The sequence below is a fragment of the Kerstersia sp. genome (assembly GCF_052103615.1).
Lineage (GTDB): Bacteria > Pseudomonadota > Gammaproteobacteria > Burkholderiales > Burkholderiaceae_B > Kerstersia.
In genome coordinates this window covers 75,786-100,735 of sequence record NZ_JBQEKA010000002.1, presented here as the reverse complement: position 1 = coordinate 100,735, position 24,950 = coordinate 75,786, and the positions used below count along the sequence as shown (strand labels likewise).

Here is a 24,950-nt window from a genome sequence, read left to right as displayed (position 1 = left end):
TTGCAGCCGTCATGCACCTGACCCGGCACCGCGCCCGGCATCGCTGCTGCTGGCGCGGGATTCCCGCCAGGCAATATAGATGCCGCTGGCGGCAATCAAGACAGCGCCCAGGCAGGCCACCCAACCTGGCACCTCGTCCCAGAACAGCCAGCCGAATATCCCCGCCCACAGCAAACCGCTGTAATCAAACGGCGCCACGACCGATGCCGGCGCAATTCGGAACGCCTGCGTAATCAGGCCCAGCCCTGCTGTGCTGCAGATTGCCATACCCGTCAGCCCTGCCCAATGAACCCCCTGCTCGACAGGCTGCCACACCCATCCCACGACGGCCCCGGCCACGATGACCTGCGCCAGCGCGATATAGAACATGGTTGTCAGCAAGCCCTCTTCCCGGCCTATGCCCCGCGCGCTGACCATCATGACCGCATAACCGAACGCAGTGGCCAAGGGCAGCAAAGCAGCCGGCTGGAAGGCCGGGCCGCCAGGCTGCACGACGATCATCACGCCCGCGAAACCGGCGATCACCGCCGCCCAGCGCCGGGCATCCACATGTTCTTTCAGATAGAACACCGACAGCAGCGTGACGAACAAGGGTGCGGAGAAAGCAATGGCCGTGTTTTCCGCCAGGGGCAAACGCGTCAGCCCATAGTAGAAGAAGCTGGCCGAGACCACGTTCAGGAAGCCCCGGAACAAATGCAAACGAGGATAACGCGTGCGCAACGCCGGTCGCCCGGCCACCGCCAGAATCAGTACCAGCATGATGGGCACGGCCAGCGAGCCACGCAAAAACAGCAGTTGCACGGGCGCGTAGGTGCCGCCCAGCCATTTCGCCAGGGAATCACTGATGGTCAGGAAGAAAATGCCCGACAACAGGCAGAGAATGCCGCGCATCGCCGGGGAAGCGGCAACTGCGCCAGAAGGCGCAGCAGAAACAACAGCCATAAATACCTCAGTTCAGGGCCCGGCCGCGCCGGGCCAGTGGCTCACGCCCTCAAGCGCGGCTGTATCCAGTCCCGCATGGCGGACACACTATCGACGACATGCAAGGGTTCGCCCGCCAGCAGTTCAGGCAGGGGATGCGCGCCATAAGTCACACCCAGGCCATGCACCCCGGCGTTATTGGCCATGCGCATATCGTGCGAGGTATCCCCGATCATCAGCACTTCTTCCGGCGGCACCATCAACTCATCCATCAGCTCATTCAACATGGCCGGATGCGGTTTGCTATGCGTTTCGTCGGCGCAGCGCGTGGCCTCGAACACACCTTCCAGGCCAAAACCGCGGATCACCCGGTCCAGGCCCGCCCGGCTTTTGCCAGTCGCCACAGCCAGCCGCACCCCTTGGCCGCCCCATTGCGCCAGCAACTCCGGCACGCCCTCGAACAAGCGCAAATCCGGATCTCGCAGCAAATAATGAATACGGTAGCGCTCAATAAAGCGCGGCAACAGCGATGGCGGCAGATCCGGCACAACTTTGCTCAAGGCCGTATCCAGCGATAGGCCGATGACCCAGCTGGCGCTGGAAGCCGGCGGCACCGGCAAATCCAGATCGCGACAGGCATTCTGAATAGCCGTCACGATGCTGGGGGTGGAATCCATCAATGTCCCATCCCAATCAAACACAAGCACCGAATACTGCATCCCGCAACTCCTTAAGGTTTCCGGGAAGGCCGGTCCCGCTGGCCCTCGCCAGCCCCGCCTTCCCCCCTGGACGTTTTGTCCAGCCCACGAAGGAGATTCTCACATCCTGGTGGCAATTTAGCTACCAGGTGCAGTGACTCACCCGTTACAGGATGCGGAATATCTAAACGATGCGCATGCAGGAACATGCGTTTGAACCCTCGCGCGACCAGCGCTGCGTCAGCCGCCTCATCGCCGTACTTATCGTCGCCAACGATAGGAAAGCCGCTGGCCGACAAATGCACGCGGATCTGATGGGTGCGGCCAGTACGCAGCTCGGCGTCCACCAAGGACACTTGCCCATAGCGGCGCTCCAGGCTGATGATGGTATGCGCCGCCTGCCCTTCCGCTTCATCCACCCGCACCCGCCGCTCGCCGGTACGCGTGAGCCACTTCAGCAAAGGCAGCCGGATATGCTGGCGCCCATTGACCCAATCGCCATGCACCAGCGCAAAGTAATGCTTGCGGCCCCGGCCTTCGCGAAACATTTCATGCAGCCCCAGCAAGGCGCTGCGCTTCTTGGCCACCAGCAGCAGGCCGGAGGTATCCCGGTCCAGACGATGGGCCAGCTCCAGAAAACGCGCCTGCGGCCGCGCCGCGCGCAGTTGTTCGATCACGCCGAAGGAAACACCGCTGCCGCCATGAACGGCGACGCCAGCAGGCTTATCCACCACCAGCAAGGCCTCATCCTCATAGACGATAGGGAACTCGCAACCGGGCACAGGCGGCTGTTCCTGCGCCGCCGGCAAACGAAAAGGCGGAATGCGCACGACATCGCCAATTTCCAGGCGGCTGTCTGCACTGCACCGTCCTTTGTTAATGCGCACCTGACCTCCCCGAATCGCCTTGTAGAGATGGCTTTTCGGCACTCCTTTGCACAGGCGCAAAAGGAAGTTGTCCAGGCGCTGGCCCGCGTGTTCTTCGGCCACTTCAACGAGGCGTACCACAGGTAATTCTGACATTATTTATATTTGTTTGCGCATTGCGAAAAGCGGCATATAATCGTTTCACCCTAAAAAAGGTGTGCCTGCCGCCACTCGACGTAGAGATACGAAACCGCGTCTCCGTCGGTGAAACCATTGTACTGCCAGAGCAGGCACTCCTTAGGGTCACATGGCCGCCGATCCAACCGAGGCGCCGCTCGGGAAAGCCTATAAGGCTGCCCCTGCACGAGCGCCCGTTGCATCCGTATGCGTCCTGAAGCGAAAAGGCAAAACAAGTCGTCATTTCCTGCACCAGCCGCCACTCTTGAATTGGAGGCTGTTGTGTTCCAAAGCAACCGCCATCCGTCAACACATACCATTGTGCCCCTGACCTCCCGACTGCTAACAGAACCCCGCGCCCCTACAAGGCGTGCCGTGCCGGCCTGACCGCCAAAGAGCGGTGCCGTTCGCGCGGTGCCGCCTGCCCCCCGTTTCAGCCCGCTGCGCCAGTGACCCGAGGTGACGAGTCGATTTCGGCTCGCCATACAACGGAGAACATCACTCATGAAGCGCATGCTGTTCAACGCAACGCACCAGGAAGAACTGCGCGTTGCCATCGTCGATGGACAGAAGCTCATCGACCTCGACATAGAGACCGCCGGCCGCGAACAGCGCAAAGGCAACATCTATAAAGGCGTTATCACCCGCATCGAACCCGGCCTTGAAGCCTGCTTCGTCAACTACGGCGAAGAACGCCACGGCTTCCTGCCTTTCAAAGAAGTCGCCCGCAGCTATTTCAAGGACGGCATCGAAGTCCGCAGCGCCCGCATTCAGGACGCGCTTGCCGAAGGCCAGGAACTGATTGTTCAGGTCGAAAAGGAAGAGCGCGGCAATAAAGGCGCGGCACTGACCACCTTTATTTCCCTGGCAGGCCGTCATCTGGTCCTGATGCCCAATAACCCGCGCGGCGGCGGTGTTTCGCGCCGCGTCGAAGGTGAAGAGCGCCAGGAACTGCGCGATGCGATGGACCAGCTCAATATTCCGCAAGGCATGAGCGTCATCGCCCGCACCGCCGGCATCGGCCGCAGTGTGGAAGAATTGCAGTGGGACTTGTCCTATCTGCAGCAACTCTGGGATGCCATCGACACGGCCGCGCGCGACAACACCGCCCCCGTGCTGATCTACCTGGAATCCAGCCTGGTCATCCGCGCCATCCGTGATTATTTCTCGCCGGATATCGGTGAAATCCTCATCGACACCGATGACATCGCCGATCAGGCCACGGCCTTCATGAGCGTCGTGATGCCGGACAACGTCAACCGCGTCAAACGCTACCGTGACGATATCCCGCTGTTCTCGCGCTTCCAGATCGAACACCAGATCGAAACCGCCTATTCGCGCACCGTGGAGCTGCCTTCCGGCGGCGCCGTGGTCATTGACCACACCGAAGCGCTGGTGGCCGTGGACGTCAACTCGGCCCGCTCCACTCGCGGCGCCGACATCGAAGAAACCGCGCTGCGCACCAACCTTGAAGCCGCTGATGAAGTGGCCCGCCAGTTGCGCCTGCGCGACTTGGGCGGCCTGATCGTCATCGACTTCATCGACATGGAGGACAGCAAGAACCAGCGCGCCGTTGAACAGCGCCTGCGTGATGCCCTCCGCTTTGACCGCGCCCGCGTGCAAATGGGCAAGATTTCGCGCTTCGGCCTGATGGAACTGTCGCGCCAGCGCCTGCGCCCCGCCCTGAATGAAGGCTCGCACATCACCTGCCCGCGCTGCAATGGCACTGGCGTGATCCGCGACGCCGAATCCAGCGCGCTGCACATCCTGCGTCTGATCCAGGAAGAGGCCATGAAGGACAACACTGCCGCCGTGCATGCGCAGGTGCCGGTGGATGTCGCGACCTTCCTGCTCAATGAAAAGCGCAGCGATATCGCCAAGCTGGAAGCCCGCCTGAAGGTTAACGTCGTCCTGATTCCGAACAAGAACCTGGAAACGCCGCACCATAGCCTGGAGCGCCTGCGCCACGACGACCCGCGCCTGGAAGAAATCAAGCCCAGCTTCACGCTGGCCGAAGCCCCTGCCGAAGCCTCGGTCTGGAAGGCCCGCGAAGAAAACACCAAGCCGCGCCAGGAAGCGCTGGTCAAAGGTGTGACCCCGGAAACCCCCGCGCCGCTGCATACGCCGCGTCCCGCGGCAGCAGCGCCAGGCAGCGCGGCAGGCACAGGCCTGTCCGGCCTCTTCAAGCGGATTGCCGCCTGGTTCAGCGGCAGCCCTGCCGAAACCAAACCGGCCGTCCAGCCCAGCCACGCCAAACCTGCCGGTGCCCGCAGCGAAGGCTCTGCCTCGCGCCGCCAATCCGATTCCCGCCAGCAAAACGGCGACCGCCAGCGCAACCGCCGCAATGGCAACGAGCGCCGCGCGCCGGAAGCCGCTGACGCCGCCAGCAACACCGCCACGCAGCAGGATCGCCGCCAGCCGCGCACGCCGCGCAATGCCGACGCGCGCGATGCCGTACGCCAGCACCAAGTTGCCACCCGCCACCAGGACGCGCCTGCGGCCCAGGCGCCCGCCACCGACAGCGATGACGGCACGCCGCGCAATTCGCGCAACCGCCGCAGCCGCAGCCGTGGCGGCCGCCGTGATGAGCTCACGCAAAATGGCGAAGCGCTGGCGACCGATACCCTGAACAGCACGCTGCCCGCAGCAGCCAGCGCCATTACCGCCAGCGCTATGACGGAAGCTGCCGCGCCCGCCATGCCGCACCCGGCCGCTGACGCCGCCGATGCAGGCGACGAGAACCAGGATCTGGATACGTTGCGTCAGGACGGCAGCGACGATAACGGTGAAGCCGATCCGGAGCGCAAGCGCCGCCGCCGCCGCAGCCGCCGCGGCCGCCGCCAGGGTGGTGACGAAACCGGCACGCAACTCGATAGCGACAGCAATGACGACAACGCAGCAGGTGATGCTGAAGGCGAGGAAAACGTCGCCATACCAGCCGCTTTTGTTGCCGCCGCTGCCGTCGAAACCAGCGCCGCTGACACTGTCACCACCGATGCCATCGCTGCTGATACCGCGCCTGCCGCCGTACCGGCTGCCGCTGAGGTCACGCAAGACGCCCTGACCACGGCCGTCACGCCTGCCCCTGCCGAGCCGCAACGCGCCCAGCAAACATCCGTTGCTGCCGAGACAAGCGCTGTTGCCAGCGCCGCCAGCGAAACGCCGTTTGCCGCGGACCGCGATGCGCAGGCCCCTGTCCAGGCCAAGCCGGATACCGCCGCGCCCGCCGCTGCCGTACCGGCCCTGCAACAAGAGCAAGCCGCTACGGCCCATGTGTCAGCCCCGCTGACGCCGGCCAGCGAGCCTGCCCCCGTTGTTGCTGCCCCCGTTGCTGCCGCTCCTGTTGAGAGCGCTGCGGATGCAACGGCTCCCGCTGCAGTGGCACCTGCTGCCGTCGTCCCCGCCTCCCCGGCGGCCGGCGCAGACCTCGGCGCCGCAGAGACCGCTGCGCCTGATGCAGCAGCCGCCGCCGCAGAACCTGCCGCCCCGGCAGAGGCCGCGAGCAGCACTGCTGCGGCTGAGGCTCAGCCTCTTGCCGACGCGCAAGACCGCGCTGACGCCCCGCAGGACGAAGCGCCGGAACAAGCGGAAGCCGTCACTGCCACGGTGGAAACCGTGGTTGAGCAGGCCATCCAGGTGCCTGTTGCCAGCAGCGCCCCTGCCAGCAATGGCAGTGACAAGGCCCAGGCCCTGGAATCCGTGATCGCGGCAGCAGGCCTGCAATGGGTCGAAACCCGCAGCAATGCCGCCGCACCGGCTGCCAGCAACGCACCAGCCGTGAAGCTGGGCCGGCCGCGCAAGGCAGCGTCGGCTGCGCCGGCGCCGGTCTCCCTGCAACAGGTAGAAACGGCAGACGCGCCCCAGGCTGACTAAACCGTCACTCCTGAGGCTGTGTGACCGCTGTCTGCGCGGCGCTTAAGGCTTAGGCCTTTAACGCATCAAGGCCTCTACAAGGCCCTGCGCAGATGGCCCGCCCGGCCTTCGTTGCATGTGGCACAACAGCATAAAGAAATCCCCCGGCAGGAAGCTCCTGCCGGGGGATTTTTCATTTCATCATGACGCCAGTGCAGCATTCCGTTGGACTACGCCGAAGTTACCTAGGGCACGGGAGGGCTGCGCAAAGTTCGGTTTGCCGATGAGCGGCGGCACAAGTGCAAACGCGGCGGCATCCGCTTCATCGGACTGCGCGAAACCCACGTCGTACAGATCATCGAGCAGCCCCTTGATCTACTGCGATAGTAGTACCTCGACCAAATGGATATCGACCTCGGGGGCGAGAAAACAGCGCAAATGACGTAGCGCCATAGGCCAGCCCTCTTTCAATTTTTCATAAAGACCCGCCGAGTTAAGAAGTGGGTGCTTTTATCAGCATGACCGGGATAAGGCTGGCTGCCATTGCCATGGCAACAATGATCATCAGTCCACTCAGGCTCGTCACGGACAGCACTATTCCTCCCAGCAGCGCACCTGCGCCAATCGCCGCGTTAAAAATGGCGACATAGATGGCTGAGGCGGGCATCGCTGACGATCCGGCCAATCTCAATATCCAGGTTTGAAAGCCGACAAAGACGATCGCGACGCCAGCACCCCATCCCAGCAGCAGCACACCGACGATGAAGGCAGAGCTTCCAACGGGTAGGCATCCGATTGCGAGGACGCTTGCGGTCATCAGTGCCAAGGAGATCAGAACCAGACGCTTGAGATGACGGTCAATCAACTTCCCGGAAATCAAATTACCCACGATGCCTGCGATGCCGAACACCAGCAGTAGCGTGCTGATGAGATTGACACGAATGCGCAGAGCACTCGAAAGCAAAGGCTCGATAAACGTAAAGGCAGCGAAGTGAGCGGTGATTGCGCAAGCCGTCGCCAAATAGATTCCCTGGAATGTTCGGTTTTTGAGAACGTTGGTCAGTGCATCCAGGCCGATGGATGTTGATGCCGACAAGCGTGGCACGCGCCAAGCGATGGCAATGGTCGCGACCAGAGACAGTGCCGCTATCACCGTGAATGCTGTTCGCCATCCATCGAGTTGAGCCAGCAGGTTGGCCAGTGGCACACCCAGCACGCTGGCAACGGACACGCCACCGAAAATAATCGACGTTGCCAACCCAACCTGCCGTGCGGGCACTAATTGCGCACTAATGGAGCCAATCATGGCCCAGAAAGCGCCGTGTGCCAGCGCCCCCATCATCCGCGCGCCCAGCAGCATAGAAAACTGTGCACTGAAAGCTGCGATCGTGCAAGAGACGGTCAAAACCAGCATCAGGCCGACCAAGAGTGGTTTGCGTGGCACTCGCCCCAGGAACATGGCGGATAGCAGCGCAGCAAGCGCTGCTATCCAGGCATACGCCGTCACGATCAATCCTGCCCGGCCTTCAGTTTGTCCAAACTCAGTCGCCAAAGGCGAAAGCAAGCCAATCGGGGCCAGTTCAGTCGTCACGATGGCGAATGCGCTCATGCCAAGCGCAACGACAGCCAGCCAAGTGCGCCAAGGAATGCTCTCCTGATTGGGAGGGGACGCGAACTGATTCATGCTGTCCCTCCCGTTGCTGGTCTCTGCTGGCCCTGCGCATGTGAGGCAAATGCTTTCCTAGCCGCACTGATGCCATTCATACACGCCGGCACACCGGCATAGACGGCAATCTGTAGCAGGATTTCCACGATTTCGTTTCTGCTGACACCGACATTCAGTGCGGCCCGGATATGAAATTCGAGTTGCCCTGGCGCGTTGCCCATCGCCATCAGTGCGGCGACGGTCAGCATTTCACGGGTGCGCAAGTCAATGCCTAGGCGCGATACCACATCGGTAAACGCGAACCCCAGCACCAGCTCGGCAAAGTCGTCAGACAGTTCGTCGAGGTTTTTGGCGACCTTTTCGGGTGCCTGCGGGTCAAGTTGGGCCAGCAACGCAAAAGCCTGCTCGCGCCGCTCAGAACGAGGGCTGCTCATGCGTTGACCCCTTTCATCCCTTCTGCGGAATAACGGTCTCCTGCGACTGGCACTGTGTCGAGCGCACGCCCCAGTTCAGCCAGATCGTCTGGCTCCAGGCGTACCGATAACGCGCCCAGGTTGTCCTGCAGATGCGTGACGCGCCGCGTACCGGGAATGGGCACGATGTCATCGCCTTGCACCAATAGCCATGCCAAAGCGATTTGTGCCGTCGTGCACGCCTTGCGCACGGCGATGGATGAAATGACATCGACCAGGGAACGGTTGGTGGTGAGGTTCTCTGGCTGAAAACGCGGCAGGCTGGCGCGGAAGTCGCCTTCCTCGAAGGTCGCATTCTGCTGGAACCGCCCCGTCAGAAAACCGCGCCCCAATGGCGAATAAGCCACCAGGCCGATACCCAGTTCGCGGCAGGTCGGGAGAACCTCGGTTTCCACGTCCCGTGTCCACAACGAGTATTCAGTCTGGACGGCTGCCACCGGATGAACGGCATGCGCACGCCGCAGGGTGGCCGCGCTGACCTCACACAAGCCGATGCGTGCGACCTTACCTTGCTGTACGAGTCGGGCCAGGCCCTCCATCGTTTCTTCAATCGCCTGCGCAGGGTCTATGCGATGGACGTAGTACAGGTCGATCTGCTCGACACCAAGCCGCTGCAGCGAGGCTTCGCAGCATTTCTGTGCGTAATCCGGGCTGTTGTCGATACTGCGTCGATATTCGCCGGGCCTGCGCACGATGCCAAACTTGGTTGCAATCTGCACCTCCGGTTTGCGTGTCGCAAGGAAGCGGCCTATCAACTCTTCGTTGTGATGTGGGCCATACATGTCGGCGGTATCGAGGAAGTCCACGCCCACGCCGATCGCCTGATCCAGCAGATGTAGCGCCTGCTCATCGTCGCGCGGGCCATAGAACTCGCTCATGCCCATGCAGCCAAGGCCGAGGGCGGAAACCTCCAGATCGTATCCAAGCTTTCGTTTTTGCATTGCACTTCCCCTTACAAGATGGGGGGAAGTATGATCTTCCAAAAAAGATTGGAACATAGATAAAAAATGAATCCTATTTTCCACATTTGGAAAACAAATGAATACTCAAATCCAGTGGGATGACGCCCGTATCTTTTTGGCCATTGCGCGTGCGGGCACCTTGAGCGGTGCTGCCACCGAGCTTGATATGGGCGTTGCTACCGTGTCACGGCGACTGGATCGCCTGGAAGCGGCACTAGGCGTACCACTGTTCAGCCGACATCAGAGTGGCTACAGCCTCACAGATGATGGTGAAGCCCTGCTGGAGCATGCTGAAGCACTGGAACATGCCGGGCAGGCTTTCGGAGAAGCCGCGCAGCAGCAAGGGCAAGTGGCTGGATGCGTGCGCCTTGCCACGGCAGAGAACCTGGCCAACGCGCTCATCGTTCCCTCGCTGCCGAAGCTGTTTGCCACCCATCCTGAGCTGCGCGTGGAGATCGTCAGCGGTGTACAGACCGTGAACCTGCACCGGCGGGATGCCGATCTGGCTGTGCGGATGGTCAAACCAGAAGCGGGAAACGTCACGATCAAGCGCTTGGGCAGCCTGGGATTTGGCCTTTACGGCGCTCGTGGATACGTCAATGCACGTAGCGCCGGGGCTGATGCGGCCACCTTCGATGACGATAGTTTCATTGGCTGGGCGGAGTCCCATAGCCATCTACCGGCCGCAAAATGGATCGCTCGCATGTTGCGAGGACGGCCGTGCCAAATGGAAGCCAACACGCTGTCAGCACAGATGGCTGCCGCGACGGCAGGCATTGGATTGGCGGTACTCCCGCACTTTCTGGCCCGACAAGCGGGTCTTGTCTGCCTGCTGCCTGAACTGGGGGCGGATCAGCCAATCTGGTTGGCCATCCATTCCAACTTGGCGCACTCAAGGCGAGTCCGAGCAGTCGCCGATTATTTAATCCATTTGTTCGAAGAACAACGATCAGAACTCGATGGGCGTGTGCCCGAGCGTTAGATACTTCGACCACGTTGCTTGCCAACATCCCACGACACCCCGCCGCGCACCGTCGCGGCGATCTGTTGCCCTAGCCGTTGCTCAATCACTGGCCGTCACAGCACAAGAACGAACCCATACCGTAGCCCGGCATCGCGTCGCGCGCTCGGGCTAGGCTGGCCGCACGTTTAGCCATCAGCCGATAGGTTGATAGGTTGATAGGCCGATGTTTCCGACCTATTCCGGCGGCAATGTCCTGCGCGGCGTGCGCCGCCCTGCCTCAGCGCCTGCTCTTAGAAGCGGTAAACATAATTGAGTTGCAGCGCATTCAGGCCGGGATTGGGCCGTTTGATGCTGGCATTCGAATAGTGCGCGAAACGCAAACTGATATCGTGTCCCAGCGCAGGCCTGAAACCGATGCCAATCTGATCAGCAAACTGGAACGCCGTGCTGATCTGCTTGCCAGCCACATGGGTCGTGCTGAAAACACTGGCGCCTATCCCGCCTTCCAGATAGAAAGAAGGTGTCATCCACCAACGCAGCATAGGCGTTGCCGTGAACTGCCAGGCATTACCGGATTCATCGTTATGGCGCGCTTTCCAGTAGGCAACGCCAACTTCGCCGTCCAGCGTCAACTTCCCCCAGTTGCCCCCAAAGTCATACGACCAGAAAGGCTCGGTCTGGTAGAACACTTCAGCGCGATAGGCCTCGGACCCCATGCCAGCACGCAGCCCCAAACCGCCATCAGCCGCCTGGGCAGCCGGCGCACAGGCCAGGAAAGCGGCGGGCATAGCCGCCAACGCATAGCGCCAACGGCGCGCCAAAGCTTGCTTAATCTGCATGATTTCTCCTCCTCCCCAGCTATTGCGGAGCCATGCACGCCCGGATGCACAGCGGCACCTCGCGCAGCGCGCGTAAAAGCATAATGAAAACACAAGGCTCGCCAAACGGACAGATGCTGCGTCCTGAGTTGCGTTCAAAGCATTTTCAAAAAAGAAACATTTTGTGGCATCCCCAGGGGACGCTGACAGACAGATATCATAAACAAGGGGCGGCGCCTTCGTTGCCGAAGCGGCCGCCCCCATCAGAATCGCCGTGAATCAGGCTTTGTCCGCGACCGCCACGCCGGTGAGCAAACTCAGCAGATCCGCCAGTTCCTTTTTCAACTCACGGCGGTCCACCACGCGGTCTATCGCGCCTTTCTGCATCAGAAACTCGGAGCGCTGGAAACCTTCCGGCAGCTTCTCACGCACCGTCTGCTCAATCACACGGGGACCGGCAAAACCGATCAAGGCCTTGGGTTCGGCAATCACGACATCGCCCATGAAGGCGAAACTCGCCGACACCCCGCCCATAGTCGGGTCCGTCAGCACGCTGATGAAAGGCAAACCCGCTTCCGACAGGCGCGTCAGCATGGCATTGGTCTTGGCCATTTGCATCAGCGACAGCAGGCTTTCCTGCATACGCGCCCCGCCAGAAGTGGCCACGCAGATGAAGGGGGTGCGCTGGTCCAGCGCCGCCTGCACGCCACGGGCAAAGCGCTCGCCCACCACCGATCCCATCGAACCCGCCATGAAGGAGAACTCGAAGCAGGCCAGGACAGCAGCCACCCCATGAATGCTGCCGCTCATCACGATCAAAGCATCGGTTTCACCCGTCTGTTTCATCGCTTCTTGCAGGCGCTCCGGGTACTTGCGGCTGTCCTTGAATTTCAGCGTATCCACCGAGCGGGTGTTTTGGCCGATTTCCATGCGCCCGCCCAGATCCAGCAAGGAATCTATACGGGCACGCGCGCCAAGACGCATGTGATAGGAGCACTTGGGGCAGACATTCAGGCTGGCAGCCAGGTCTTCGTTATACAGCACCGCCTCGCAGGAGGGGCATTTGACCCACAGCCCTTCCGGCACCCGGCGGGCGCCGGAGTCCTGGGATTTAGAGAGACGCGGGGGAAGGATTTTCTCGATCCAGCTCATATTCGGTTGATCCGGAATGAAGGTTTCAGTGACGTGCGGTATCCAGCGCGCGACGAATGCCGCGCAGCCAGTCCGCCACAGCGGCAATTGCCGCCTGCTTGTCGCCGGGGTGGTCACGCAGCGCCTGCTGCATGACCTCGATGATCTTGGTCCCGATGACCACCGCATCAGCGAAACTGCCGATACGGCTGGCGGTCGCCGCATCGCGGATACCAAAGCCGACACCAATGGGAATCTGCACATCGCGACGGATTTGCGCCAGCCTGGATTCGACTTCCGCCACATCCAGCCCGCCCGACCCCGTCACACCGCGCAACGAAACATAATAGACATATCCGCGGGCGACACGGGCCACGGAACGGATGCGTGCTTCCGTGGAAGTCGGCGCCAACAGGAAGATCGGCGCAATGCCTGCCGTTTCCAGCGCCTGCGCCAGCGTACCGATTTCCTCGGCCGGGTAATCCACCGTCAGCACGCCATCCACGCCAGCCGCCTGCGCCTGACGCACAAACTCGGCTTCGCCCATACGTTCGATCGGGTTGGCATAGCCCATCAGCACGACCGGCGTTTCCTGATCGCGCTGACGGAACTGCGCCACCATTTCCAGCGTGCGGCGCAGGCCCACCCCCTGGGCGATGGCGCGTTCCGCCGCCAGCTGGATCACCGGGCCATCGGCCGTCGGATCGGAGAATGGCACGCCCAGCTCGATGACATCAGCCCCGGCCTCCACCAGCGCGTGCATCAGCGCCGGAATGCTGTCCGCATCGGGGTCACCAGCAGGAATGTAGGGAATCAGGGCGGCGCGGCCCGCTTCCCGGGTCCGGGCAAAGGCCCGGTCGATACGCGAATGACTCTGCATGATTGGGTCCATCACAGTTGAATACCGCCGCGCTCGGCGACAGTATGCATGTCCTTGTCACCCCGGCCTGAGAGGTTGACGAGGATGATCTTATCGCGGGGCAGCGTCGGCGCCAGCGCCACGGCATGCGCGATGGCATGGGACGACTCCAGCGCGGGCATGATGCCCTCGATGCGGCAGCAATCATGAAACGCCTGCAAGGCGGCTTCATCATCGACTGCCGTATAGCTGGCGCGGCCGCTATCTTTGAGCCAGGCATGTTCCGGGCCGACCCCAGGGTAATCCAGGCCAGCAGACACCGAATGCGTGCCCAGCACCTGGCCGTCATCGTTCTGCAGCACATAGGTGCGGTTGCCGTGCAGCACGCCAACCGATCCCCGCGCCAGCGATGCCGCATGGCGGCCGCTGTTCAGCCCGTCGCCAGCGGCTTCGACGCCAACCAGCTGTACCGCGGCATCGTCGATATAAGGATGGAAGATGCCTATGGCATTCGATCCGCCGCCTACCGCCGCCACCACGACATCAGGCTGGCGGCCGGCGTCGCGGGGCATTTGCTCGCGGCACTCCTTGCCTATGACGGTCTGGAAATCACGCACCAGCATCGGATAGGGATGCGGACCGGCAGCCGTACCAATAATGTAGAACGTGTGATCGACATTGGTGGCCCAATCCCGCATGGCTTCGTTCAAGGCATCCTTGAGCGTGCGCGTCCCGGATTCGACCGGCACGACTGTCGCGCCCAGCAGCTTCATGCGATAGACATTCGACGCCTGGCGGCGCACGTCTTCGCTGCCCATATAGACCACGCATTCCATGCCATAGCGCGCCGCAACGGTTGCCGTGGCGACGCCATGCTGGCCAGCGCCGGTTTCGGCGATGACACGGCGCTTGCCCATGCGGCTGGCCAGCAAGGCCTGGCCAATGCAGTTATTGACCTTGTGCGCCCCGGTATGGTTGAGGTCTTCGCGCTTGAACCAGATCTGCGCGCCGCCCAAGCGTTCCGACCAGCGCCGGGCATGGTACACCGGCGTGGGACGGCCGACGAAGTGCGCCAGCTCGTCCTGAAACTCACTGAGGAACGCCGGATCCCGGCGGTAGTGCTCATAGGCCACGGTCAATTCATCCAGCGCGAAGCGCAGGGTTTCCGCAGCGAATACGCCGCCAAAAGTACCGAAATGACCCGCAGCATCCGGCAGATCGTAAGGTTTCACCAGGATTCTCCCGCCTGTAACAATATCCCGCCACACAGGGCGGGATCCGATAAGCAATCGGCCATTTTACCCGAGCTGAACCGACCTGTAGCGCCTGCCTGCTGTAACGGCTTGCCCAGGCCCGCTCAAAGCCGGTTTGGAGAGGATGCCGTGAAGGCTCAGTGGCGGTTCTGTGGCGTCTGAACCAAGGCTCAACACCGCTCACTGATGGCGCTGGGCCGTTGACAATCCGCGGGTCAAGCGCGCGCAGACCCGCCGCCTGGCGGCGCTGTTCCCCTGGGGTCAAAGACTGCGGTGCTGGCGCCGGAAATCGCTAGGTGACATGCCCGCATGGTCGCGGAAGACACGGCTGAAATGCGCGCCATTGCTGAATCCCCAGGCAAAGGCAATGTCCGTAATGGTCTGCCCTGCCAGCGCCGGATCACGCAGATCGCGCATGCAGGCCTGCAAGCGGCGCTGCTGGATGTAATGCGCCAGCGATTGTGATTCGCCCGCGAACGCATGGTGCAAATGGCGTTTGCTGCACCCTGATGCCTGCGCGATTTGATCCAGGCTCAACCCCGGGTCACGCAGATGGCGGCCGATATATTCGCGCACGCTGTCCCGGAAGGCTTCCTGGCGGCTGACAGATGTCTGCTCGCCGCTCATTTCCAGCAGGCACAGTCTGACCAGCTCAGCAATGGCAGCGCCCGCACCGCTGGCCGCCCCTGGCCCCATATGCTGCAGTTCCTGATAGGTGCTGCGCATGGTTTCCAGCGCCACCCTGGCGATCCCGCTGCCGCCGGTACCGCGCCCCATCAAATGCTCCAGCGCCAGGCCGCGTTCGGCCAATGCCGCACGCGGCACCATCACGATCAGATGATCGGAATACTGGGGATTGGACACATCGTAGCTGTGCGTCATGTCATAAATCGCCCAGCCGCCCGAACGCACCCGCGCCTGACGCCCGTACTGCTCGACCACGGCTTCGCCCTGCCATGGCGCCACAATTTTCAGATAGTCCGCCTCAGGACGGCAAATCACGCTGCCGCGCCGCCGTACCCGATGGCGGTTGGCCTGCAGGCGCGTCAAGACCACATCGCCCGCGCAACCCGTCGCCACGCGCCCTTCGAAACTGGCGTCGCCATAAATATCGGACTCGATCCCATGGAACAGCCTGCCCATCCATTCCGTCCAGGCTGGCGCTGTTTCGGCGGCGCGCAAACCCTCCGTGCTCAGGATCACTCCTGGCGCCGCACCGGCCTGGCGCGGCGGCATCGCCCCCGCTGCGGCGGCGGCCGGCAGCAATGGAGCGCCTGAACGACTGGCAAGCGGACTGGATGCCATGACGAAACTCCCGGATCTGAGTGGATCTTTCATTATCCCCCCAAAACTCCGGTCCTGGCTTCCCTCTTGCCCCCGCCAGCCCGGCATCGCATTCCTGTCTGGGCTTGCCTGCCGGCTTTCCGGTCAAAACCAAGGGAAAACACTGATTTCCTTGCATCATCCGGCAACGCTCTGCTGCACTTTCAGGCAAGCACACGGCGAAGTCCCGTTTTACGATAGCTCGTGGATAGTCACGATTGCCCAGGCAATCCGGGCTGGCAGCATGGCGGTGACGCCCCGGCTGATGCCCCTGCCCCCGCTATCCCCGAGCGAGACATCGGCGCAGCCAGCCCGACAGGCGGCTGCGCCATTACAGAGAGAAAAGGAACAAGCCATGACCACTGACATCCAGATGCTGATTGGCGGCCAGCGCCGCAGCGCCGCCAACGGCGCCACCTTTGAGCGCCGCAACCCGCTGGACGGCAGCGTTGCCACGCGTGCCCCTGCCGCTACCGCCGAGGACGCCCACGCCGCCGCCGAAGCCGCTGCCCGCGCCTTCCCGGCCTGGGCCGCCATGGGGCCGGGCGACCGCCGCGACCTGCTGCTGAAGGCCGCCATTTCCCTGGAAGCCAAGGGCGAAGCCTTTGCCCGCGCCATGGCCAGCGAAACTGGCGCTTCGGCCATGTGGGCCGGCTTCAACGTCCACCTGGCCGCCGGCATGCTGCAAGAAGCCGCCGCGCTGACCACGCAAATCAATGGCGAGCTGATTCCTTCCAATGTGCCGGGCAGCCTGGCCATGGCCGTGCGCCAGCCCGCCGGGGTCGTTCTGGGCATCGCGCCCTGGAATGCGCCTATCATTCTGGCCGTCCGCGCCATCGCCACCCCGCTGGCCTGCGGCAATACCGTCATCCTGAAAGGCTCGGAACTCAGCCCGGCCACGCACGGCCTGATCATTGAGGCGCTGCAGGAAGCCGGTCTGCCGGATGGCGTGGTGAACTTCGTCACCAATGCGCCGGCCGATGCTGGCGCCGTCGTCGAAGCCATCGTGGCCCATCCTGCCGTGCGCCGCGTGAACTTCACCGGCTCCACCCGTGTGGGCCGCATCATTGCGCAAACCTGCGCCAAGTACCTCAAGCCTGCCGTGCTGGAACTGGGCGGCAAGGCGCCGTTCCTGGTGCTGGCCGATGCCGACATCGACGCCGCCGTGCAGGCCGCCAGCTTCGGCGCCTTTGCCAATTCCGGGCAAATCTGCATGTCCACCGAACGCATTATTGTGGACAATGCCATCGGCGACGAATTCGTGGCCCGCCTTGCGGCCAAGGCGCAGTCCCTGCCGCTGGGCGACCCGCGCAAAGGCCCGGCCGTCCTGGGTTCGGTCGTGGACCAAAGCACGGTAGATCGCTGCAACGCGCTGATTGACGACGCGCTGGCCAAGGGCGCCAAGCTGGTGTGCGGCGGCAAAGCCGACAGCACCCTGATTCCGGCCACTCTGCTCGATCACGTCACGCCGGAAATGGGCATTTACAGCGAAGAAACCTTCGGCCCGGTCAAAGCCATTGTGCGCGTCAATGGCGACGAAGAAGCCATTGCCACCGCCAACGACAACGAGTTCGGCCTGTCGTCGGCCATCTTCAGCCGTGACGTCGCCCGCGCCTGGCAAATCGCCGCGCGCATCGAAGCAGGCATCTGCCATATCAACGGCCCGACGGTGCACGACGAAGCGCAAATGCCCTTTGGCGGCGTGAAAAACTCGGGCTATGGCCGCTTTGGCGGCAAGGCCGGCATCGAAGCTTTCACTGAATTGCGCTGGATCACGGTGCAAACCACGCCGCGCCATTATCCTTTCTAAACGCTGCGCACCCGGCGGCCTGTGCGCGGCAAGCGCAAAGGCCGCTGTTCCGCCAGCTCACTCCCCAGGCCGCTGCTTCCCGTGAAGCGCGGCCTGCTGTCGTGCGGCCTGGCCCGGCCTCAGCCGGCGCCACGCCTGTACGGGCAACACTGTCAAAAGGAACCGTTATGCTGCAAAACAAAACCCTCGTGATCACCGGCGTTTCGTCCGGAATCGGCGCAGAGACTGCCAAAGTCGCGGCGGCCCAGGGAGCACGCGTGATTGGTGTGGACATCAATCCGCCAAAAGTGGATGTTGCGCAATTCATCCAGGCCGATCTCGGGGATAAGGCCTCCATAGATGCCCTGCTGGCGCAGTTGCCCGATCAGCTCGACGGGCTGGCCAATATCGCCGGGCTGCCGCCCACACGGCCTGCGGAGCAAGTCCTGCGCGTCAACCTCGTCGGCCTGAAATACCTGACGCTAGGCATCTGCCCCAAGCTGGCCAAAGATGCCGCCATCGTCAATCTCGCTTCGCTGGCCGGTATTGGCTGGCCCGAGGCTATTCCCGCCATCCGCGCCAGCGAAACCCTGGATTTCGGCGGCGTCGCCGAGTTCTGCAAACAGCATGACATTACCGGCGCGCGCAGCTATTTCTTTTCCAAGGAAGCCCTCATCGCCTGGACCATGCAACACCGCTGGACCTGGCGTGACCGCGGCATCCGCATGAATGCCGTCAGCCCCGGCCCTGTCGATACGCCGATTCTGGGCGACTTTATCGAAACCCTGGGCGCACGGGCAGAAGAAGACATGAAAACCATGGACCGCCCGGGCCGTCCGTCTGACATTGCCCCGGTCGTCGCTTTCCTGCTCAGCAGCGGTTCCGTGTGGATGCGCGGCGTCAATGTGCCCGTGGATGGCGGCATGCAATCGCACATTCTGGTGCAACAGCACGGCCTGGTCTGAACGGCAGGCGACAACTGCCTGAAGGGGCGCCCCAGCCGCAGCGGCCGCCCCTTCATTCCGGGCAGGCCGCGCAGCGGCATCAGCGGCGTTGCACCGACAGGATGCCCGGCACCTCGCCCAGAACGTGGATGGCGCGCCCCAGCTGCTCGCCATCCACAACCTCTATGGTGAAGATCATGTGCGCCAGCGACTGCCTGCTTTGCGTGTTCACGCCTATGACATTGAGCCGCAGCTTGGAGAACGCCTCCGAGATATCCCGCAACAGGCCGGAACGGTCCTGCGCGCGCACGCTGATATCCACCGGATAACGCGCATCGTCGGCTCGTCCGCCCCATGCCACTTCAATCACCCGCTCAGGATGACGCGCTGCCAGCGCCGCGAAACTGGTGCAATCCTGGCGGTGAATGGACACCCCCCGGCCGCGCGTGACAAACCCCCGGATGAGATCCGGCGGCGCGGGACGGCAGCAGCGCGCCAGCTGGGTCAGCAAGGAATCCACCCCCACCACTAGCACGCCGGTTTTATCGCCCGGCGCGTGCGTGGACTTGCCGCTGGCCACCATGCCGGGCTCTTCGCGCTCGACCGGGCCATTGAAACCGGCCTCAAGATGGCGCAGGCTGAACTCATCCTTGGCCACCGCGATATACAAATCATCGGCCTTGGCGAACCCATGCTGCTGCGCCAGCTGTTCCAGATTCACTGCCGTCTTGCCCAGACGCTGCAATTCCTTTTCCACCAGCGCCTGGCCCTGCGTGATGCGCTGCTGCAATTCAATGGCGTTGAACCACAAACGCACTTTGCTGCGGGAGCGTGGACTGGCCAGATACCCGAGCTGGGGATTCAGCCAATCGCGCGACGGGCCGCCCGATTTGGCTGCAATGATTTCCACCGTCTGGCCGGTCGCCAGGCGCGTCAGCAGCGGCACCATCTGACCATTGACGCGCGCGCCACGGCAGCGATGCCCCAGATCCGTATGCAGGTTGTAGGCAAAATCCACGGGCGTCGCGCCTTCCGGCAATTCGATCACGCGCGCCTGCGGCGTCAGGACATAAATCCGCCCGCCGCCCTTGCCCACGGCATCGGGAGCTTCAGGCCCGGCTGCCGAAACATCCGCATTCCAGGCCAGCAACTGACGCAACCACGACACCTGCCGGTCTTCCGTGCTGGATGCCGCCACCTGCCCGCCGCGCTTGCCGGCTTCCTTGTAATGCCAATGCGCCGCCATGCCGAATTCGGCATGGTTATGCATTTCCCGCGTGCGGATCTGGACTTCGAACGGCCGGCCGTCATCATCCAGCAGCACGGTATGCAAAGACCGGTAGCCATTGGGTTTGGGACGCGAGATGTAATCGTCGAACTCATCTGTCAAGGGCGGCCACAGCGCCTGCACGACACCCAGCGCGGTATAGCAGGCGCGTTCGTCCTCAACGATCACGCGCAGGGCGCGCAAATCATAAAGCTGGGAAAAGGCCAGCCGCTTCACGCGCATCTTGTTCCAGATGCTGTAAATATGCTTGGGCCGGCCGCTGATCTCCGCGTCCACGCCCGCCGCCGTCAAGGCCGCGCGGATACGTTCGATGGCATTACGGATGAAAGCCTCGCGCTCGGTGCGCTTTTCTTCCAGCAGCTTGGCGATTTCCTTGTACTTATCACTATCCAGGAAACGGAAGGCCAAATCTTCCATTTCCCATTTGATCTGCCAAATGCCTAGCCGATTGGCCAGCGGCGTATAGATATCCAGCGTTTCCCGAGCGAAGTCCCGCGTGCAGGGCTGCTTGGCCGCCGCATGCCAGCGCAGGGTCTGATAACGCGATGCCAGCCGCATCAGCACGATACGCAAATCCGCGGCCATGGCCAGCAGCATTTTGCGCAGCATTTCTTTCTGCACGCCGCTATCGGCCGCGCTGTCGCTGGATTCGCGTGTGGCGGCCGTCAGCCGCAGCAATGCGCGGCTGCCCTGCACCAGGCGGCCGATGGCCGGGCCAAATGCCTTGACGACCATTTCATCACGCGTCGCGCTGGTATCCGGCAGCGCCCCCAGCATGGCTGCAGCACGCACTTCGGCATCCGTCTGCAGATCGGCCAGAATACGCGCCGCTCCTGCGGCATGATGCTCCACCGGTTCGCCAGAAACTGCGATCTCGCCCTGCAGATGCGGCAAGGCCCAATCCCGCGCGCGCAACACCAGCTCGCGCCCGGCCTCGTCCAGACCGGCACACACGCGTTCCTGCCAGGCGGCATCAGAGAGAGAATCGGCGGGCGGATCGTCAGATAACTTCATAGGGCGCCATCGCGGCAAGGAACACGAAAAGCCCGCGAAGCTCGCGGGCCATTATCGGAGCAGACACTCTACACCAGCCGGAATCGACATTCAAACGGGAAAACGGTATATGCACCATCATGATGCGCTTAGCGCGCCATGGCGGCCAAGCATGCCACAATTCGGCTTGCGGCCATCGTCATGCCCACGCTATCGCTGTTCCCGGACGCCCGGCGGCTGCCCGGGCGCATGACCCGGCTCTGTTGACATTCAATCAGGACCTATTGCCCATGTTCCGCTGGCTCACCGGCTCCGGCGCGTCACGCAGCGCCACCGCACGCATGCAGGCCAAAATACCCGCCGAGCTGTGGGAAGCCACCTTGCATGCCGCCCCCTACCTCGCCGCGCTGGACGAACAGGAGCGCGCTCAGCTGCTGCAGCGCGCCGCCTGGCTGCTGGCCAGCAAAACCATCAATGGCGCCCAGGGCCTGGCAATAGACAATCAGATCCGCCTGACGCTTGCCGCCCAGGCTTGCCTGCCGATTCTGCATCTGCCGGTGGAGCTCTATGCCGGCTGGGACGAAATCATCGTTTACCCCAGCGGTTTTCTGATCCCGCGCCAGGACGCCGATGCCATTGGCGTCGTGCATGAATATATGGAAGAAGCCGCAGGCCAGGCCTGGGATGGCGGCCCGGTTTTGCTGTCGTGGGACGATACGGTCGCGCCTGACAGCCCAGGCTTCAATGTGGTCATTCATGAATTCGCGCACAAACTCGATCTGTACGCGGGCGATGCCGATGGCACCCCCTGGCTGGAAGGGCACGCAGGACTGGCGCCGCGCAGGTGGCGCCAGATTCTGGCAGAAGCGCTGGAAGCGCTAAGGTGCCAGCTCGATGAGATCGAAGCCGCGTTGCCGCCAGGCCTGGACCCGGAAAGCCCGGACGCCGACCCCTGGTATGCCGCCCTGCCGCTGGACCCTTACGCCGCGACGGACGAAGCGGAATTCTTCGCCGTCAGTTCCGAAGTGTTCTTCGTGGATCCCTGGCGTCTGGCGCAGGCCATGCCGGCCTGGTATGAGCAGCTCAGCCGCTACTACCGGCAGGACCCGCGCCACCGTTTTACTTCACCGCTGCCGTCACAACGATTTCAACCTTGATATCGGGATTGGCCAGACGCGCCTCGATCGTCGCCCGGGGGGGCGCTTCAATGCCGCTGACCCAGGCTTCCCACGCCTGATTCATGCCTTCGAATTCCTTCATGTGGGCCACGAATACCTGAGCGTACAGAATGCGCGACTTGTCGGTGCCCGCTTCCTTGAGCAGGCTGTCGATGGTCGCCAGCACCTGGTGGGTCTGGCCCACGATGTCCTGCGTCGTATCATCCGGCACCTGGCCGGCCAGGTAGGCCACGCCGTTGTAAACCGCCATATCCGACAGGCGCTTGCCCACGTTGAATCGCTTGATATCCGACATTTTTTATTTCCTAGAGAAAAACCGGCCGCGCAAGATCAGACCGGCGGCAAATTGAATACCTGGCGCAGGTACGCCAGATAGGCAGGATCATCGCACATGGTTTTTTCCGGCGCATCAGAGACCTTGGCAACCGGTTGGCCATTGCAGCGCACCATTTTCATGACGATCTGCAAAGGCGCGTAACCCAGGTCATTGGTCAGATTGGTACCGATGCCGAAGGACACCTTGCAGCGCCCCTCGAAACGCCGGGCCAGCTCAATGGCCTTGGGAAAATCGAGTGAATCGGAAAACACCAGGGTTTTGTCACGCGGATCGACACGGTTGGCCTGGTAATGCGCCAGCAGGCGTTCGCCCCATTCAAATGGATCCCCCGAATCATGGCGGGCGCCATCGAAGAGCTTGCAGAAATACATGTCGAAGTCACGCAGGAATGCTTCCAGGCCATAGACATCAGACAGCGCGATGCCCAGATCGCCACGATACTCGCGCGCCCAGGTCTCCAGCGCAAACACCTGAGAATCGCGCAGACGCGGGCCCAAGGCCTGGCAAGCCTGCAGATACTCATGCGCCATGGTGCCCAGCGGCGTCATGCCGTTGCGCATGGCCAGATCAACGTTGCTGGTGCCCACCAGATGGCGCCCGAGACCGGCCTGCAGGGTTTGCAGCACTTCTTCGTGCCATACGCGTGAAAAGCGGCGCCGCGTCCCGTAATCCGCCACGCGGAAATGCGGCAAATCCTTCGCTTCATTCACCAGTTTGATCTTGTCTTTCAGGCGCTGGCGCCCTTCTTCCCAATCCGGCTGCTGGCGAGTGTTGCGAAAATACACCTCATTGACAATCGCCAGCACCGGAATTTCAAACAGGATGGTATGCAGCCACGGCCCCCGCACCGTAATGGCGATTTCGCCCGGCTGCTCGCCTTTTTCGATATGAATGCAGCGTTCCGGCAAATGGAATAAACCGAGAAAATCGACGAAATCGCTCTTGATGAAACGCAGGCCGCTGAGATAGGCCAGTTCGTTCTCAGTGAAGCGTAGCGCGCATAAGGCGTGTACTTCTTCCCGAATTTCATCCAGATATGGCACAAGGTCCACACCCTGGGTGCGGCACTTGTAGCGATACTCGACCTGAGCGGCGGGGAAATGGTGCAGGACGACCTGCATCATAGTAAATTTGTATAAGTCGGTATCGAGTAAAGATTTAATAATCATGGCTGCATGAGAATTTTTCTCAACATTAGCACAAGTACCATGTGCAGGTAGGGGTAATTACGGCGGTTACGGCCACAATTCGCTAAAATTGTGCCCTATTTGCCGATACTTTACGCGCCTAGAGCGCATCTGCCAGCATGACTCACGTCGTTACCGAAAACTGCATCAAATGCAAATTCACCGATTGCGTTGACGTATGTCCTGTCGACTGCTTCCGTGAAGGGCCCAATTTCCTGGTCATCGACCCGGACGAGTGTATCGACTGTGCCGTCTGTATTCCAGAGTGCCCAGCCAATGCCATCTTCGCCGAGGAAGACGTGCCCGAGGATCAACAGGCGTTCATTGAACTGAATGCCGAGCTGACCCCGGTCTTTACCAGTATCAGCCGGGCCAAGGAACCCTTGCCGGACGCCGAAGAATGGAACGGCAAGCCCGATAAACTTCAATACCTGGAACGCTGAACCTGGCGTATTCCAGGCGTTGTCCAACCAGGAAAGCCATGACCACCGACGCTGACAAATACACCCGGCAAACCTTGCTGTCCCGCACCGAATGGATGCCGGGCAAATTGTTTTCCGTGCGGGTCAGCCGTCCGGAAGGTTTTCAGTTCCTGCCGGGCCAGTTTGCCCGCCTGGGTTTGCCCGCCGATGACACCAGCGATGCCGCGCCTACCATCTGGCGCGCCTATTCCATGGTGTCGGCGCCCGACGAAAATGAACTGGAGTTCTATTCCGTCGTTGTGCCCGAGGGCGATTTCAGCACACGGCTGGCCGGGCTAGCCCCTGGCGCCAGGCTCTACATCGACCGCACCGTCTTCGGTTTCCTGACCCTGGACCGTTTTGTCGATGGCGAAGATATCTGGCTGGTGGCCTCGGGCACCGGCCTGTCCGCCTATTTGTCCATGCTGCGCGACCCAGTGCTCTGGCAACGCTTTCCGCGGGTTGTCCTGGCCCATGGCGTGCGTGAAACCGCCGAACTGGCGTACCGCGAAGAAATTGAAGCGCTGGCCCGCCAGTATGAGGGCCGCCTGCGCTATCTGCCGCTGCCCACACGCGAAGCCTATGCCGATCACCCGCAAGCGCGCCTGACCCAGCTATTCGAAGATGGCAGGCTGGAGCAACTGGCCGGCATCAGCCTGGACCCAGCCCGTTCGCGCATCATGCTGTGCGGCAACCCGGACATGGTGTCCGACACCCGAAAACTGCTGTCGGCGCGGGGCTTCGCGCCCGGGCGCCGCGGCAATGCCGGCAATCTTGCCGTCGAAAACTACTGGTAATCCTGCTGGCGCC

The 24,950-nt window shown here is 62.2% G+C and carries 20 protein-coding genes and 1 pseudogene; 7 read left to right on the top strand and 14 right to left on the bottom strand.

All coding sequences use genetic code 11. The features are described 5' to 3' along the window. Positions 1-9 precede the first annotated feature (9 nt). The 3 genes from ACTJGZ_RS01170 to ACTJGZ_RS01160 are packed head-to-tail and all read right to left on the bottom strand — an operon-like array spanning position 10 to position 2,641. Positions 10-942, bottom strand: a complete 933-nt coding sequence (locus ACTJGZ_RS01170) for a DMT family transporter (protein ID WP_441661122.1) — start codon at positions 940-942, stop codon at positions 10-12. A 41-nt stretch (positions 943-983) separates the two neighbouring features. Then, positions 984-1,640 carry an HAD-IA family hydrolase gene (locus tag ACTJGZ_RS01165; RefSeq protein WP_441661121.1) on the bottom strand — a complete coding sequence of 219 codons (657 nt, stop codon included), beginning with the start codon at positions 1,638-1,640 and terminating at the stop codon, positions 984-986. 11 nt (positions 1,641-1,651) lie between these two features. After that, complete coding sequence (locus ACTJGZ_RS01160) at positions 1,652-2,641, bottom strand: RluA family pseudouridine synthase (protein WP_441661120.1); 990 nt, start codon at positions 2,639-2,641, stop codon at positions 1,652-1,654. Positions 2,642-3,166: 525 nt separating this feature from the next. Between ACTJGZ_RS01160 and ACTJGZ_RS01155 the strand changes: the two genes are divergently transcribed. Beyond that, positions 3,167-6,535 carry an Rne/Rng family ribonuclease gene (locus ACTJGZ_RS01155; protein ID WP_441661119.1) on the top strand — a complete coding sequence of 1,123 codons (3,369 nt, stop codon included), beginning with the start codon at positions 3,167-3,169 and terminating at the stop codon, positions 6,533-6,535. A 472-nt stretch (positions 6,536-7,007) separates the two neighbouring features. Here ACTJGZ_RS01155 and ACTJGZ_RS01150 read toward each other — a convergent pair whose 3' ends face one another. From ACTJGZ_RS01150 to ACTJGZ_RS01140, 3 genes are read right to left on the bottom strand one after another with little or no spacing between them, the layout of a single operon-like run. Further along, positions 7,008-8,198 carry an MFS transporter gene (locus ACTJGZ_RS01150; protein WP_441661118.1) on the bottom strand — a complete coding sequence of 397 codons (1,191 nt, stop codon included), beginning with the start codon at positions 8,196-8,198 and terminating at the stop codon, positions 7,008-7,010. Continuing rightward, positions 8,195-8,614, bottom strand: a complete 420-nt coding sequence (locus ACTJGZ_RS01145; RefSeq protein ID WP_441661117.1) for a carboxymuconolactone decarboxylase family protein — start codon at positions 8,612-8,614, stop codon at positions 8,195-8,197. The genes ACTJGZ_RS01150 and ACTJGZ_RS01145 overlap by 4 nt, the downstream gene beginning before the upstream one ends. Next, positions 8,611-9,594: an aldo/keto reductase gene (locus ACTJGZ_RS01140; protein ID WP_441661116.1), complete on the bottom strand. Its 984-nt coding sequence runs from the start codon at positions 9,592-9,594 to the stop codon at positions 8,611-8,613. The genes ACTJGZ_RS01145 and ACTJGZ_RS01140 overlap by 4 nt, the downstream gene beginning before the upstream one ends. Positions 9,595-9,691: 97 nt before the next feature. On the opposite strand from ACTJGZ_RS01140, the gene ACTJGZ_RS01135 reads away from it, so the two are divergent. Then, the gene (locus ACTJGZ_RS01135; RefSeq protein ID WP_441661115.1) at positions 9,692-10,597 is read left to right on the top strand and encodes a LysR family transcriptional regulator; all 906 of its coding nucleotides are present in this window, start codon (positions 9,692-9,694) and stop codon (positions 10,595-10,597) included. 272 nt (positions 10,598-10,869) lie between these two features. On the opposite strand, the gene ACTJGZ_RS01130 is transcribed toward ACTJGZ_RS01135, so the two are convergent. The 5 genes from ACTJGZ_RS01130 to ACTJGZ_RS01110 form a co-directional block, all read right to left on the bottom strand. Further along, positions 10,870-11,418: an acyloxyacyl hydrolase gene (locus ACTJGZ_RS01130; RefSeq protein ID WP_441661114.1), complete on the bottom strand. Its 549-nt coding sequence runs from the start codon at positions 11,416-11,418 to the stop codon at positions 10,870-10,872. A gap of 258 nt (positions 11,419-11,676) precedes the next feature. Beyond that, positions 11,677-12,549, bottom strand: a complete 873-nt coding sequence (gene accD / locus ACTJGZ_RS01125; protein ID WP_441661113.1) for an acetyl-CoA carboxylase, carboxyltransferase subunit beta — start codon at positions 12,547-12,549, stop codon at positions 11,677-11,679. A 25-nt stretch (positions 12,550-12,574) separates the two neighbouring features. After that, positions 12,575-13,408, bottom strand: a complete 834-nt coding sequence (trpA, locus tag ACTJGZ_RS01120; RefSeq protein ID WP_441661112.1) for a tryptophan synthase subunit alpha — start codon at positions 13,406-13,408, stop codon at positions 12,575-12,577. Between the two features lie 11 nt (positions 13,409-13,419). Beyond that, complete coding sequence (trpB, locus tag ACTJGZ_RS01115; RefSeq protein ID WP_441661111.1) at positions 13,420-14,619, bottom strand: tryptophan synthase subunit beta; 1,200 nt, start codon at positions 14,617-14,619, stop codon at positions 13,420-13,422. A gap of 282 nt (positions 14,620-14,901) precedes the next feature. Then, positions 14,902-15,876 carry a helix-turn-helix domain-containing protein gene (locus tag ACTJGZ_RS01110; RefSeq protein ID WP_441661157.1) on the bottom strand — a complete coding sequence of 325 codons (975 nt, stop codon included), beginning with the start codon at positions 15,874-15,876 and terminating at the stop codon, positions 14,902-14,904. A 442-nt stretch (positions 15,877-16,318) separates the two neighbouring features. Between ACTJGZ_RS01110 and ACTJGZ_RS01105 the strand changes: the two genes are divergently transcribed. Beyond that, positions 16,319-17,773, top strand: coding sequence for an aldehyde dehydrogenase (locus tag ACTJGZ_RS01105; protein WP_441661110.1), 1,455 nt, complete (start codon positions 16,319-16,321; stop codon positions 17,771-17,773). A gap of 167 nt (positions 17,774-17,940) precedes the next feature. Continuing rightward, positions 17,941-18,717 (top strand): coniferyl-alcohol dehydrogenase, encoded by a 777-nt coding sequence (locus ACTJGZ_RS01100; RefSeq protein WP_441661109.1) that lies wholly within the window; start codon positions 17,941-17,943, stop codon positions 18,715-18,717. 79 nt (positions 18,718-18,796) lie between these two features. Here ACTJGZ_RS01100 and ACTJGZ_RS01095 read toward each other — a convergent pair whose 3' ends face one another. After that, positions 18,797-20,998, bottom strand: coding sequence for a RelA/SpoT family protein (locus ACTJGZ_RS01095; RefSeq protein ID WP_441661108.1), 2,202 nt, complete (start codon positions 20,996-20,998; stop codon positions 18,797-18,799). A 269-nt stretch (positions 20,999-21,267) separates the two neighbouring features. Here ACTJGZ_RS01095 and ACTJGZ_RS01090 point away from each other — a divergent pair, with 269 nt between their 5' ends. Continuing rightward, on the top strand, positions 21,268-22,134 hold the full coding sequence (locus tag ACTJGZ_RS01090; protein ID WP_441661107.1) for a zinc-dependent peptidase: 867 nt from the start codon (positions 21,268-21,270) through the stop codon (positions 22,132-22,134). On the opposite strand, the gene ACTJGZ_RS01085 is transcribed toward ACTJGZ_RS01090, so the two are convergent. Next, on the bottom strand, positions 22,097-22,450 hold the full coding sequence (locus tag ACTJGZ_RS01085) for a RidA family protein (protein ID WP_441661106.1): 354 nt from the start codon (positions 22,448-22,450) through the stop codon (positions 22,097-22,099). The genes ACTJGZ_RS01090 and ACTJGZ_RS01085 overlap by 38 nt on opposite strands. 35 nt (positions 22,451-22,485) lie before the next feature. Beyond that, a pseudogene (gene pncB, locus ACTJGZ_RS01080) lies at positions 22,486-23,667 on the bottom strand (nicotinate phosphoribosyltransferase); the annotation flags it as partial. A 131-nt stretch (positions 23,668-23,798) separates the two neighbouring features. On the opposite strand from pncB, the gene fdxA reads away from it, so the two are divergent. Both fdxA and ACTJGZ_RS01070 read left to right on the top strand, forming a co-directional pair. Beyond that, entirely contained in the window at positions 23,799-24,122 is a 324-nt protein-coding gene (gene fdxA / locus ACTJGZ_RS01075; RefSeq protein ID WP_441661105.1) for a ferredoxin FdxA, read from the top strand. A gap of 38 nt (positions 24,123-24,160) precedes the next feature. Beyond that, on the top strand, positions 24,161-24,937 hold the full coding sequence (locus tag ACTJGZ_RS01070; protein WP_441661104.1) for a ferredoxin--NADP reductase: 777 nt from the start codon (positions 24,161-24,163) through the stop codon (positions 24,935-24,937). Positions 24,938-24,950: the final 13 nt, after the last annotated feature.

What these genes read in the sequence shown, in the direction of transcription:
- ACTJGZ_RS01145 (WP_441661117.1), bottom strand. Translation starts at nt 8,614, where the DNA reads ATGAGCAGCCCTCGTTCTGAGCGGCGCGAGCAGGCTTTTGCGTTGCTG.
- ACTJGZ_RS01070 (WP_441661104.1), top strand. Translation starts at nt 24,161, where the DNA reads ATGACCACCGACGCTGACAAATACACCCGGCAAACCTTGCTGTCCCGC.
- ACTJGZ_RS01155 (WP_441661119.1), top strand. Translation starts at nt 3,167, where the DNA reads ATGAAGCGCATGCTGTTCAACGCAACGCACCAGGAAGAACTGCGCGTT.
- accD (WP_441661113.1), bottom strand. Translation starts at nt 12,549, where the DNA reads ATGAGCTGGATCGAGAAAATCCTTCCCCCGCGTCTCTCTAAATCCCAG.
- ACTJGZ_RS01110 (WP_441661157.1), bottom strand. Translation starts at nt 15,876, where the DNA reads ATGCCGCCGCGCCAGGCCGGTGCGGCGCCAGGAGTGATCCTGAGCACG.
- ACTJGZ_RS01095 (WP_441661108.1), bottom strand. Translation starts at nt 20,998, where the DNA reads ATGAAGTTATCTGACGATCCGCCCGCCGATTCTCTCTCTGATGCCGCC.
- ACTJGZ_RS01100 (WP_441661109.1), top strand. Translation starts at nt 17,941, where the DNA reads ATGCTGCAAAACAAAACCCTCGTGATCACCGGCGTTTCGTCCGGAATC.
- ACTJGZ_RS01105 (WP_441661110.1), top strand. Translation starts at nt 16,319, where the DNA reads ATGACCACTGACATCCAGATGCTGATTGGCGGCCAGCGCCGCAGCGCC.
- ACTJGZ_RS01090 (WP_441661107.1), top strand. Translation starts at nt 21,268, where the DNA reads ATGTTCCGCTGGCTCACCGGCTCCGGCGCGTCACGCAGCGCCACCGCA.
- ACTJGZ_RS01135 (WP_441661115.1), top strand. Translation starts at nt 9,692, where the DNA reads ATGAATACTCAAATCCAGTGGGATGACGCCCGTATCTTTTTGGCCATT.
- ACTJGZ_RS01085 (WP_441661106.1), bottom strand. Translation starts at nt 22,450, where the DNA reads ATGTCGGATATCAAGCGATTCAACGTGGGCAAGCGCCTGTCGGATATG.
- trpA (WP_441661112.1), bottom strand. Translation starts at nt 13,408, where the DNA reads ATGCAGAGTCATTCGCGTATCGACCGGGCCTTTGCCCGGACCCGGGAA.
- fdxA (WP_441661105.1), top strand. Translation starts at nt 23,799, where the DNA reads ATGACTCACGTCGTTACCGAAAACTGCATCAAATGCAAATTCACCGAT.
- ACTJGZ_RS01130 (WP_441661114.1), bottom strand. Translation starts at nt 11,418, where the DNA reads ATGCAGATTAAGCAAGCTTTGGCGCGCCGTTGGCGCTATGCGTTGGCG.
- ACTJGZ_RS01170 (WP_441661122.1), bottom strand. Translation starts at nt 942, where the DNA reads ATGGCTGTTGTTTCTGCTGCGCCTTCTGGCGCAGTTGCCGCTTCCCCG.
- ACTJGZ_RS01160 (WP_441661120.1), bottom strand. Translation starts at nt 2,641, where the DNA reads ATGTCAGAATTACCTGTGGTACGCCTCGTTGAAGTGGCCGAAGAACAC.
- ACTJGZ_RS01165 (WP_441661121.1), bottom strand. Translation starts at nt 1,640, where the DNA reads ATGCAGTATTCGGTGCTTGTGTTTGATTGGGATGGGACATTGATGGAT.
- ACTJGZ_RS01140 (WP_441661116.1), bottom strand. Translation starts at nt 9,594, where the DNA reads ATGCAAAAACGAAAGCTTGGATACGATCTGGAGGTTTCCGCCCTCGGC.
- ACTJGZ_RS01150 (WP_441661118.1), bottom strand. Translation starts at nt 8,198, where the DNA reads ATGAATCAGTTCGCGTCCCCTCCCAATCAGGAGAGCATTCCTTGGCGC.